Raw genomic sequence first — 11349 nt, forward strand, 5'->3', positions numbered from 1 at the left:
GGGTTCGGCGAGCTCGGGCCTGATCGCCTCGGGATTCGGTTCTAGCGCAGCTGTCATCCGGTGGCCTGCTTGTAGATCTTCGTGATGCTTCCGTTGTCCTTGTCGAACAACTGCGGATCCACCGTGTCCCATCCGCCGAGGTCGGCGATGGTCCACAGCTTCTGGGGCGCCGGGAAGTCGGCCGCGAAGTCGGCCGCCACCCCCGGATCCACCGGACGGAACCCGGCCTGCGCCCAGATCTTCTGCGCGTCGGTGGTGTACACGTAGTTCTTGAACGCCGTGGCCTTGTTCAGGTGTTGGGTGGTGCTGACCACCGCGACCGGGTTCTCGATCTTGAACGTCTGCGGCGGCGTGATGTGTTCGACCGGCTTGCCCTGCCGCTCGGTGTTGATCGCCTCGTTCTCGTAGCTGATCAGCACGTCGCCGGTGCCCTGCACGAACACGTCGGTCGCTTCCCGCCCGGACCCGGGGCGCACCTTGACGTGGCCGGTGACCAGCTGCTGCACGTAGGCGAGCCCGGCCTGCTGATCCTGGCCGCCGTTGCTCTTGGCGGCGTAGGGCGCCAGCAGGTTCCACTTGGCCGACCCGGAGCTCAGCGGGCTGGGCGTGACCACCTCGATGCCGGGCCGCAACAGGTCGTCCCAGTCCTTGATGTTCTTCGGGTTGCCCTTGCGCACGACCAGGGTCACCACCGAATCGAACGGGATGCCCTTGGTGGCGTCGGCATTCCACTGCGGCGAGACCTTGCCGGCCTTCACCAGGCGGGTGACATCGGGCTCGAGGGAGAAGTTGACGATGTCGGCGGGCTTGCCGTCGACCACGGCGCGGGACTGGTCGCCCGACGCACCGTAGGAAGTGGTCACCGCAACGCCTTTGCCGTCAGGGGTGGCAGCGAACGCCGGGATGATCTTGCTCCACCCCGGCTCGGGGACCGAGTAGGCCACCAGGGTGAGCGTGGTGCTCGCACCCTGCTGGGCGCCGCCCCCGGCGACGTCGCTGGAGCCGCCACCGCAGGCGGCAACCACAGCCGCGGTCAACGCGAGCGCGGCGGCGGACCGCCAGTTATGCGCGGAGGTGCCGATCGTGTACATGGAAGACCTTTCGTTGCTCTGCGATGGTCGGCAGGACTCGACCCGTATCGCGGGAAAGGCGATCGATCAACATGTCAGTGGATTGACAGCCACCGCGCACGGGAATGCGTCAGCGACAACAGTGCACATCGGCGACAGCGCAATCACCCACGGCAATGAGCGCCAATATGTGGCAGCCCTTGTTGCCGGTCGCTGTTCGCATGGCGCGAAGCCTAACAGAGTCTTACCAGGTTGCTCGTCGGCGGCTAGTGGCTAAGCAGCCAGGTCACGATGACCAGCAGCACCAGGATCACCAGAATCAGCGTCACCCGCGACTTGGGCAAACCGCTCACAATCCGGTCGGGTCACCGTGGCGCATCCGCCGCAACAGCCGGATGCCCCGGCCCAGCACCCCGTCGCCCAGCACCGCGATGCCATAGGCCAGCGCCAGCACGACCGGCATCACGACGATGGTCTGCAGCACGAAGCCCAGGCCCGAGAGCCACAGCTCCACGCCGTCCCACCAACTCAGAAAGCCGGCCATCCGGCCAGAGTAGGCGCCGGCCGCCAACGTGAGATAGTGGGGTGTGCCGGCCGCCGCGGATTCCACCACATGCGCGATCGCAGGAGGTGGGCCCGCAGGCATGGTGCTGGGCCTGCTGCTGGCGCGCGCCGGGGTGCCGGTGACCGTGATGGAAAAACACGCCGACTTCCTGCGCGACTTCCGCGGTGACACCGTGCACGCCAGCACCCTGCGGCTAATGGACGAGCTGGGCCTGGGCGGCGAATTCGCAAAGATGCCCCACCGCATGATCGACACGATCCACATGGAGGTGCAGGGCGTGCCGATCGACATCGATCTGCACCGAATTCCGGGCCCGCACAAGCACATCGCGCTCGTGCCACAATGGGACTTCCTCGAATTGCTGGCCACCGCAGCCGAATCCGAGCCCACGTTTCGGCTGATGCGCAGCACCGAGGTGCTTTCCCCGCTGCGGGAGGCCGGACGCGTGGTCGGGGTCAGCTATCGCGACGCCGGCGGCGACACCCGCGAGATGCGGGCGGTGCTGACCGTGGCGTGCGACGGCCGCTCGTCGACGCTGCGGTCGGCCATGGGCCTGCGGCCGAAGAACTTCGGCGCGCCGATGGATGTGTGGTGGTTCCGGCTGCCGCGCCACGACGGCGACCCGCACGGACTCAACGGCGTGTTCCAGGCCGGCCACGGCTGCGCGGTGATCGACCGCGGGGACTACTACCAGATCGCCTACATCATCCCCAAGGGCGCCGACGCGGCGATGCGCAGGGAGGGCCTCGACGCGCTGCGGCGGCAGTTGACGGTGCTGGTGGGTTGGCTGGGCGACCGGGTGGACACCTTGGCGTCGTTTGACGAGGTGAAACTTCTTGACGTGCAACTCAATCGGCTCAGCCGCTGGTACACCGGCGGGCTGCTGCTGATCGGCGACGCAGCGCACGCGATGTCGCCGGTGGGTGGCGTCGGCATCAACCTGGCGGTGGCCGACGCGGTCGCCGCCGCCGCCCTGCTGGCCGGGCCGCTGCGTGGCGGGCACGTGAGCACGTCGCAGCTCGCGCGCGTGCAGGCCCGGCGGTGGCTGCCGACGGTGCTGATCCAGGCCATCCAACGTGCCATCCACGCCCGCGTGATCGCGGCCGCGGTGAACGGGGACGTGTTGCCCGCCCACCCACCGGCGCCGCCGCGGGCGGTCCGGACCGTGCAAAAGCTGCCGGGGCTGCGCACGCTGGCCGCCTACACGGTCGCGATAGGCCCGCTGCCCGAACACGCGCCCGCGTTCGCCAGGCGATGAAGAACGTCATCAAACACGCCCCAGTTAAGTGGACGGAACACGCTTGCGCGGTCGATGATGGCTGAATGGTCCTGAGCCCGGAGTCCGCCCAGCAGGCGACCGAACCCCCGTTTGCGGTCACCAGTCCGGTCCCATACATCCAGAGCTCATCGACCCGCAACCCGTTCCCCCCGATCGCCGACTACGCGTTCCTGTCGGACTGTGAGAACACCTGCCTGACCTCGTCCAACGGCGCCGTCGAGTGGCTGTGCGTGCCACGGCCCGACTCGCCGAGCGTGTTCGGCGCCATCCTCGACCGCGCCGCCGGGCACTTCCGCCTCGGCCCGTACGGGGTGTCGGTGCCGGCGGCGCGCCGCTACCTACCGGGCAGCCTGATCCTGGAGACCACGTGGCAGACCCACACCGGGTGGATCATCGTCCGCGACACCCTGGTCATGGGCCCCTGGCACGACATCGAGACACGTTCGCGCACCCACCGCCGCACCCCGATGGACTGGGACGCCGAGCACATCCTGCTGCGCACCGTGCGGTGCGTCAGCGGGACCGTCGAGTTGGTGATGAGCTGCGAGCCCTCCTTCGACTACCACCGGATCAGCGCCAGCTGGGAGTACTCGGCGGCCGCGTACGGGGAGGCGATCGCACGGGCCAACCGCGATCCCGACCAGCACCCGAAGCTCAAGCTGACGACCAACCTGCGCATCGGGCTCGAAGGCCGCGAGGCGCGGGCACGCACCCGGCTCACCGAGGGCGACAACGTGTTCGTCGCGCTGAGCTGGTCGAAGCACCCGGCGCCGCAGACGTATGACGAGGCCGCCGACAAGATGTGGAAGACCAGCGAATGCTGGCGGCAGTGGATCAACATCGGCGACTTCCCGGACCACCCGTGGCGGTCGTTCCTGCAGCGCAGCGCGCTGACGCTGAAGGGCCTGACATATTCGCCGACCGGCGCGCTGCTGGCGGCCAGCACGACGTCGCTGCCCGAAACCCCGCACGGCGAACGCAACTGGGACTACCGCTACGCGTGGGTGCGTGACTCGACGTTCGCGCTGTGGGGCCTCTACACGCTGGGTCTCGACCGCGAGGCCGAGGACTTCTTCTCGTTCATCGCCGACGTGGCGGGCGCCAACAACGGCGAGCGCCACCCGCTGCAGGTGATGTACGCCGTCGGCGGCGAACGCACCCTCGAGGAAGAGGAACTGCACCACCTGTCGGGCTACGACGGGGCGCGGCCGGTGCGCATCGGCAACGGCGCGTACAACCAGCAGCAGCACGACATCTGGGGCACCATGCTCGACTCGGTGTATCTGCACGCCAAGTCGCGCGAGCAGATCCCCGAGGCGCTGTGGCCGGTGCTGAAGAACCAGGTCGAGGAGGCGATCAGGCACTGGCGCGAACCCGACCGCGGCATCTGGGAGGTGCGCGGCGAGCCCCAGCACTTCACGTCGTCGAAGATCATGTGCTGGGTCGCGCTGGACCGCGGCGCCAAGCTGGCCGAATTGCAGGGCGAGAAGAGCTACGCCCAGCAGTGGCGCGCGATCGCCGAGGAGATCAAGGCCGACGTGCTGGAGCACGGCGTGGATTCCCGCGGCGTGCTCACCCAGCGCTACGGCTCCGACGCGCTGGACGCGTCACTGCTTTTGGCCGTGCTGACCCGGTTCCTGCCACCCGACGACCCTCGGGTGCGCAACACGGTGCTGGCCATCGCCGACGAGCTGACCAAGGACGGACTCGTGCTGCGCTACCGGGTCGAGGAGACCGACGACGGGCTGTCCGGGGAAGAGGGCACCTTCACGATCTGCTCGTTCTGGCTGGTGTCGGCGCTGGTCGAGATCGGTGAGATCAGCCGGGCCAGGCACTTGTGCGAGCGGCTGCTCTCGTTCGCCAGCCCGCTGGATCTCTACGCCGAGGAAATCGAGACCCGCACCGGCCGGCACCTGGGCAACTTCCCGCAGGCGTTCACCCACCTGGCGCTGATCAACGCCGTCGTGCACGTCATCCGCGCCGAGGAGGAAGCCGACAGCACCGGGGTGTTCGTCCCGGCCAACGCGCCGATGTAGGAACGGTCACCGCCCGGCCTCCGCGTGGTCAGCGAGGGCGCCGCGTCGTAGTCGGCGCGCAGCCGGTCGACCGCGGCATTACGACACGTTCGCCGACATCTCGTCGACGATCGTGACCGCCTGGTCCGCGACGTCGTTGCTGCACGCCGTCGCCTCGATCACGACCGCCGACACCGCCGAAAGCGCGTGCTGACAACCCCATCCGCCGGCACCCTGTTGCAGCGCGGTCTGATTGATGGTCCGGCCGCTGATGATCAGATCGCCTATTTCCCAACGGGTTACGTCGGCGCCGCTGGTGAGCGCCACCTCTTTGCCCGAGCAGTGCGACCAACTGCTCAGGGAGGAGCCGACAAACGCCTGTGCGGGGCCGGCGCCGGGAAACCCGACGGCGGTCTGCTCCACCCAGTGGGCGTTGTCGTCACCGGGCTCCTGGAGCACCTGATCGCGCACATCGGTCCAGCCGCTGCCCTGATAGACCGAATCCTCGGCGTTGTACAACGCCCCGAGGCAGTCCGGCCGGGACACGTTCTCGGTGGTGCTCTGCATGTCCTGGGAGGCTTCGACGACCCGGATCCCCGTGGCGGCCATGATCGTGTTGACCTCGTCGGCATTCAGCAGGACGGCGTCGAGGCCGCCGCCCGGCGTGGCGCCGCCGCCACGATCGGCCGGTTGGGCCGTGCCGCCCACGGTGTGGGCACAACCGGCCACCAGCACGCCGACCGCCCCGCAGGCAAACGCCCCAGCCAACCGCCGCACCGCGTCACCTCGCTTCTTACTTCTTGGACCTGTCCCCCGCCGCGTCGGTGGACAGCGCCGCCACGAAGGCCTCCTGCGGCACGTCGACCCTGCCGATGGTCTTCATGCGCTTCTTGCCTTCCTTCTGCTTCTCCAGCAGTTTGCGCTTGCGGGTGATGTCTCCGCCATAGCATTTCGACAACACGTCTTTGCGCAGCGCCCGAATGTTCTCTCGGGCAATGATTTTCGAGCCGATCGCGGCCTGCACCGGAACCTCGAACTGCTGGCGGGGGATCAGCTCCTTGAGCTTGGCGGTCATCTTGTTGCCGTAGGCCGACGCCGCATCCTTGTGCACGATCGCGCTCAACGCGTCGACCGGTTCGCCCTGCAGCAGGATGTCGACCTTCACCAGATCGGCCTCCTGCTCGCCGGCGTCCTCGTAGTCGAGGCTCGCGTAGCCGCGGGTGCGCGATTTCAGCGAGTCGAAGAAGTCGAAGATGATCTCGCCCAGGGGCATCGTGTAGCGCAGCTCGACCCGCTCCGGCGACAGGTAATCCATGCCGCCCAGCTCGCCGCGCCGGGACTGGCAGAGCTCCATGATCGTGCCGATGAATTCGCTGGGCGCGATGACCGTGGTCTTGACGATCGGTTCGTAGACGGTACGGATCTTGCCCGACGGCCAGTCCGACGGGTTCGTCACGGTCTTCTCGGTACCATCCTCGAGCACCACCCGGTAGACCACGTTCGGCGACGTGGCGATCAGGTCGAGGCCGAACTCGCGCTCCAACCGCTCGCGGGTGATCTCCATGTGCAACAACCCGAGAAAGCCGCAGCGGAAACCGAATCCCAGCGCCACCGAATTCTCCGGCTCGTAGGCCAACGCGGCGTCGTTGAGCCGCAACCGGTCCAGAGCGTCACGCAAGTCCGGATAATCCGACCCGTCCACCGGATAAAGCCCGGAATACACCATCGGCTTCGGTTCCCGGTAGCCCGTCAGCGGCCGGGCGGCGCCATGACGCGCCGTGGTCACGGTGTCGCCCACCTTGGACTGGCGCACGTCCTTCACTCCGGTGATCAGGTAGCCGACCTCGCCCACGCCGAGGCCCGCGGCCGGCTTGGGTTCGGGTGAGACGATGCCGACTTCCAGCAGCTCGTGCGTCGCGCCGGTGGACATCATCGCGATCCGCTCCCGCGGCAGGATCTTCCCGTCCACAACGCGGACGTAGGTGACCACACCGCGGTAGATGTCATAGACCGAGTCGAAGATCATCGCCCGCGCCGGCGCGTCGGGGTCGCCCCGCGGCGGCGGAACCCGGCGCACCACCTCGTCGAGCAGCTCGCGCACCCCCTCGCCGGTCTTACCGGAGACCCGCAGCACGTCGCCGGGCTCGCACCCGATGATGTGGGCGATCTCCGCGGCATACCGGTCGGGGTCGGCGGCGGGCAGGTCGATCTTGTTCAGCACCGGGATGACCGCCAGGTCGCGGTCCAGCGCCAGGTACAGATTCGCCAGCGTCTGCGCCTCGATGCCCTGAGCGGCGTCCACCAGCAGCACCGCACCCTCGCACGCCTCCAGCGCCCGCGACACCTCGTAGCTGAAGTCGACGTGGCCGGGAGTGTCGATCAGATGCAGAACATAGTCGGTGCCGCCGACCTGCCACGGCAGCCGCACGTTCTGCGCCTTGATCGTGATGCCCCGCTCGCGCTCGATGTCCATCCGGTCCAGGTACTGGGCGCGCATCGAGCGCTCGTCGACCACGCCGGTGAGCTGCAGCATCCGGTCGGCCAGGGTCGACTTGCCGTGGTCGATGTGGGCGATGATGCAGAAGTTGCGAATCTGCGCCGGCGCGGTGAAGGTCTGGTCGGCGAAGCTGCTGATGGGAATCTCCAGGTGAAAGGGTGTCTCGCGGGATTGATCTCCCATCAAGGGTATCGAGGTGGACCCCTTCGCTCACAATCGCGCCCGGGCCGCCTCGCCTATGCTTTTGCCATGGCGTCGCAGTGGAAGACGTTGCAGCGGCGATTGGGGAAAGTCGCGGAAAACCTCGTCTTCAACGAGGGCCCCAAGCTGATCCGGCAGCTGCAGAACTCGCCCTCCCTGCAGCGGGGGATCCAGCAAGGCATCCGGATCGGCCTGGAAGCGATCGCCGGCGCGGCAGAGCAGGCTCCCGCCATCGCCACCGGCCGCCCGGTGACCGACCACAGCGTGCCAACCGCGCATCGGGCCCGGAAGGTGGTGTACTCACCCGACCTCGACGGCCGCGCCGATCCGGGCGAGATCGTCTGGACGTGGGTGGTCTACGAGGACGACCCGTCCGGCGGCAAGGACCGTCCGGTGCTGGTCGTCGGCCGGGATCGCCGCACGCTGCTCGGGTTGATGCTGTCGAGCCGGGAACACCAGGGCGAACCGCACTGGATCGGCATCGGCTCCGGCAGCTGGGACTACGAGGGCCGGGCCAGCTGGGTGCGGCTCGACCGGGTGCTCGACGTGCCTGAGGAAGGCATCCGGCGCGAGGGCGCGATCGTGGCCCGCGAGACGTTCGAGCGGGTCGCGGCGCGGCTGCGGGCCGAGTACTCGTGGAGCTAGCGGGCACTCGTGGCTGTCGCACCGTTACCTGCTTGCGCGCGAGATGGGTATGTGGCAGGCGGAGGCCGACCGCACACAGAACCGACTCGATGACCTCCAACAAGGCGGCTCTGAGGCGGCAATAGAGCAAGCCTGGTACGACTACTGCTTTCGCAAACACGAAGAGGTGGCGTGGGAACTCGATAAGATCGAGAACCCGCAGAAATATTCCGGACCGACGTCGCGCGCGACAGTCTTGACGACCTCGATCGCCAAACAGAATGAACGGGGTCGGCCCGCCACCCAAGCAGGATGACGGGCCGACGGTTTACCGCGCGGGTGTTCCTCGGCGCGCGGGCCGCGCCGCCTTACCGGCGCGGGCGTGCTTTAGGACAGCGTGATTGGGTGCTGCTCGCCCCGCGTTTAGTGTGTATCGCGGTTCAGCCGATCGAGTCCCGGAACTTGATGGCCTCGGTCGCGATCTGGACCGCCTCGGCGATGTCCAGGACGGGCTGGATCTGCCACTCGGCGAACGGCGCGAACGTGGCGACGTCGGCCAGCTCGGTCGGGTTGTCGGTCTCGATCACCGCGTACCCGCCGTTGCCGTCGGCGCGGCCGAGGAACTGGTGATACGTCGTGCCCTTCGGCGGCGTCCACTTCGAATACAGCGCGAGGATGCGTTTGGCGGCGGCCTCATTCTCACTCGCGGAGCCGCCGAGCCGGAACGTCCAGGAAACCATGTATTTCATTGATTCCTCCTAGGGATAGGGTCCTGCACCGGTTTCTGGTGCGGAAAACACGCGTAGAGGTAACTGCCAGCTTCCGAAACATACGCTTCGACATTCAGGCAAGCGTCAGAATGAAAAAATTGTCAGGATCGTAAGTTACTGAGGTCGTTGGACCATTCATGATCGACGGCGCTCACCGTGTCCGTGTGGACCGCGTACTAGAGGTAAATGTCCCCGTTGATCACGGTATGCTCCCAGGCGGCGTCGCTTACAGCCGAATGGCGAAGGATCCGCAGCCTGTTCACATCGAGACAACGTGGGCGACGGACTCCATAACTTAAGCGTCGGCCCGCCACCCAAGCAGGATGACGGGCCGCACTGATGTCCCTTCCCTGGCGTCTATGCGCGGTGCCGACCCGCGGCGTCGTCGGGCGGCGCCCAGAGGCCCTCGCTCTCCTCGACCCACCCCTGTTCCCTCAGATGCTCCTGCATCCGGCCGAAGGTGGGCTCTTCGGTGGCGAGGCGTAACTCGTAGCGCAGCGGGTCTTCCGACACCATCCTGAAGGGTGTGAACCAGCGGGCGGTGTCTACGGCCGCCTTGAAGTCGGTCATGTTGTGATGGTCGCAGCGCGCTCGTCGAGTTGGGGGCAGCGCCGTGGCCACACCGTGGCCACGGTCTGGCCACAGTTATAGATAACTCATGTGAACTACCGTGATGTTTTGTTGCACTTCAACCGGATTTTCGCCCTCTGACCAGGTAGCTGAATAGAGTTGTCACGTGGCGTGCTTGGGTGCGTGGCCCGAGCCTCCCGTGAGCCCGGCAGCGATCTTCGACAGGGTCGAGCCGACGTCGTTGCCGGTTGCGCTAACGGCGGTTACAAGGCCGCCGCCGGCTGTGGCGCCGCTTGGCCGGCTGGAGCGGGAGGATCGATCAGCGTCGCGATCGCGGCGGTTGCCGGCCGAAGCTGACGCACGCCGCGTGAGTAAGGGCGGGCGCACATGCGTATTCTGCGGCGCACCAGCGGTGTAGGGCAGGTATTTAATCGATCGATTGACCGGGATCATCCATGCCAGGCAAATAATGGACAATGGACTCCATCGTTGAGGACTCAGCCCTGGGCGCCCGCGCGAGATGACCGGCTGTCGCCACCACCGCCCTATCGTGCTTATCGTGGCTGTCGCCACATCGGCCACATCGTCGGGCCGCCGTTCGGCAGCACGATCTCGCCGGTGACCTCGAAGCCGAACCGCTGGTAGTAGGGGACGTTGTCGGGTTTGGTCGACTCCAGGTACGCCGGCGCGTGCCCGGCGTCGACCCGGTCGAGCCGGGAGGCCATCAGCGCCTGCCCGAATCCTTTGCCACGCACCGACGGGTCGCTGCCGATCACGGCCAGGTACCAGTGCGGTTTGCCAGCCGTCCTCGCTATGCGTGACCTGCGAATATGCAGGTAAATCGAGGTTACCCGGTACCTCCGTGCATCGCGGTATCTTTGGGATAGCTAACCGCTGGCGAGCAGGCGGACGAGAGAGCGGCCGCGAAGATTCACCCCACCGCCAATGCGCACCCATGAGGCGACGTAGACGATATTCACGGCCTCATTCTTCCTGGCTCTCCCCGTTATACTGAAGCCCCTTCACGAGACGCCGTCGCCAAGCTCCGACTGGACGGCACGCCAACCCCACGCTCGCTGGGTGGCTCGGATGACGAAGCGACCGACACCAACCGGTGACGGCAAGAGCGCCTCCCGCCGGGAGGCCCGAATGAGGGACGGGCAATGACCGACACCAAGCCGAACGGCGACCGCGACCGTCCCTCCGACCGCGAGGCCGCCAAGAACCCGCGCGGACCCGCCATCGGCCCACCCGAAGGCACAGCGTCGTCGGGTAGCACGTCACCGCCGCTCGACATGGCATTGCTGCGCGAGCTGGCCGACGAGTTTGGGTTTTGGCCCGCCACCACCGACGAGGCCGACATCGAGCGGCACCGTGAGCACAACAACAATGCCGACTTTTGGTTGGCGCGCAGCCACAGGTTCGACCATCTGAAAGCTGCCCTTCGCCGACAAGAGCTATAGGAGAAATGAATGGGAGTTAGCGTTAGGGGCAATACGCACGAACATCTGCATAGCCCGTGCCCGCGCTGTGGGTTTGCACGGCGCTTCAAGCAATGGCCGGTGACCTGCGCTTGTAGTCGCGAACATCGCCCTGATCTCCCGCCACCACCGGAGTCCGAACCTTGTCGTCTGGGCGAGCTTCCTGACGGGAAACTGACGTGCCTGACGCATGCCCGGAGCGTAGGAGGAGCCGATGGATGACTGGCGCGCCGTGGATAGTGGGAAGGTCAAGATGAAGAAAATCGACCATGATGCC

General features: G+C 66.9%; 12 protein-coding genes, 2 pseudogenes and 1 riboswitch. Of the genes and pseudogenes, 5 read left to right on the top strand and 9 right to left on the bottom strand.

Annotation, left to right across the window (positions count from 1 at the left end):
* Positions 1-53: 53 nt before the first annotated feature.
* From VKG81_RS19965 to VKG81_RS19970, 3 genes are all read right to left on the bottom strand, one after another.
* Positions 54-1091, bottom strand: a complete 1038-nt coding sequence (locus VKG81_RS19965) for a sulfate ABC transporter substrate-binding protein (RefSeq protein ID WP_324398460.1) — start codon at positions 1089-1091, stop codon at positions 54-56.
* Between the two features lie 109 nt (positions 1092-1200).
* Positions 1201-1293 carry an Ms4533A family Cys-rich leader peptide gene (locus VKG81_RS21605; RefSeq protein ID WP_414685343.1) on the bottom strand — a complete coding sequence of 31 codons (93 nt, stop codon included), beginning with the start codon at positions 1291-1293 and terminating at the stop codon, positions 1201-1203.
* A 126-nt stretch (positions 1294-1419) separates the two neighbouring features.
* The gene (locus VKG81_RS19970; protein WP_324398470.1) at positions 1420-1614 is read right to left on the bottom strand and encodes a hypothetical protein; all 195 of its coding nucleotides are present in this window, start codon (positions 1612-1614) and stop codon (positions 1420-1422) included.
* A 100-nt stretch (positions 1615-1714) separates the two neighbouring features.
* On the opposite strand from VKG81_RS19970, the gene VKG81_RS19975 reads away from it, so the two are divergent.
* Positions 1715-2893 carry an FAD-dependent oxidoreductase gene (locus VKG81_RS19975; RefSeq protein ID WP_324398461.1) on the top strand — a complete coding sequence of 393 codons (1179 nt, stop codon included), beginning with the start codon at positions 1715-1717 and terminating at the stop codon, positions 2891-2893.
* Between the two features lie 65 nt (positions 2894-2958).
* Positions 2959-4950, top strand: coding sequence for a glycoside hydrolase family 15 protein (locus VKG81_RS19980; RefSeq protein WP_324398462.1), 1992 nt, complete (start codon positions 2959-2961; stop codon positions 4948-4950).
* A gap of 78 nt (positions 4951-5028) precedes the next feature.
* Here VKG81_RS19980 and VKG81_RS19985 read toward each other — a convergent pair whose 3' ends face one another.
* On the bottom strand, positions 5029-5706 hold the full coding sequence (locus VKG81_RS19985; RefSeq protein WP_324398463.1) for a sensor domain-containing protein: 678 nt from the start codon (positions 5704-5706) through the stop codon (positions 5029-5031).
* Between the two features lie 16 nt (positions 5707-5722).
* A pseudogene (gene lepA, locus VKG81_RS19990) lies at positions 5723-7709 on the bottom strand (translation elongation factor 4).
* Here lepA and VKG81_RS19995 point away from each other — a divergent pair.
* Together VKG81_RS19995 and VKG81_RS20000 are read left to right on the top strand one after the other, a co-directional pair.
* On the top strand, positions 7676-8272 hold the full coding sequence (locus VKG81_RS19995; protein ID WP_324398464.1) for a type II toxin-antitoxin system PemK/MazF family toxin: 597 nt from the start codon (positions 7676-7678) through the stop codon (positions 8270-8272). The pseudogene lepA and the gene VKG81_RS19995 overlap by 34 nt on opposite strands.
* 49 nt (positions 8273-8321) lie before the next feature.
* Positions 8322-8567: a hypothetical protein gene (locus VKG81_RS20000; protein ID WP_324398465.1), complete on the top strand. Its 246-nt coding sequence runs from the start codon at positions 8322-8324 to the stop codon at positions 8565-8567.
* A 124-nt stretch (positions 8568-8691) separates the two neighbouring features.
* Here VKG81_RS20000 and VKG81_RS20005 read toward each other — a convergent pair whose 3' ends face one another.
* The 3 genes and pseudogenes from VKG81_RS20005 to VKG81_RS20015 all read right to left on the bottom strand — a co-directional run.
* Positions 8692-9000 (bottom strand): DUF3303 domain-containing protein, encoded by a 309-nt coding sequence (locus tag VKG81_RS20005; protein WP_324398466.1) that lies wholly within the window; start codon positions 8998-9000, stop codon positions 8692-8694.
* A gap of 378 nt (positions 9001-9378) precedes the next feature.
* On the bottom strand, positions 9379-9591 hold the full coding sequence (locus tag VKG81_RS20010) for a hypothetical protein (protein WP_324398467.1): 213 nt from the start codon (positions 9589-9591) through the stop codon (positions 9379-9381).
* Positions 9592-10145: 554 nt separating this feature from the next.
* A pseudogene (locus tag VKG81_RS20015) lies at positions 10146-10388 on the bottom strand (GNAT family N-acetyltransferase); the annotation flags it as partial.
* 223 nt (positions 10389-10611) lie between these two features.
* Positions 10612-10724, top strand: a riboswitch (SAM riboswitch).
* Positions 10725-10754: 30 nt separating this feature from the next.
* On the opposite strand from VKG81_RS20015, the gene VKG81_RS20020 reads away from it, so the two are divergent.
* Entirely contained in the window at positions 10755-11054 is a 300-nt protein-coding gene (locus VKG81_RS20020; RefSeq protein ID WP_324398468.1) for a hypothetical protein, read from the top strand.
* 85 nt (positions 11055-11139) lie between these two features.
* Here VKG81_RS20020 and VKG81_RS20025 read toward each other — a convergent pair.
* Positions 11140-11349: hypothetical protein (locus VKG81_RS20025; RefSeq protein ID WP_324398469.1), on the bottom strand; the 210-nt coding region annotated here is incomplete at its 5' end.

Origin of the sequence: Mycobacterium sp. (assembly GCF_035314905.1) — a bacterium.
Classification (GTDB): domain Bacteria; phylum Actinomycetota; class Actinomycetes; order Mycobacteriales; family Mycobacteriaceae; genus Mycobacterium.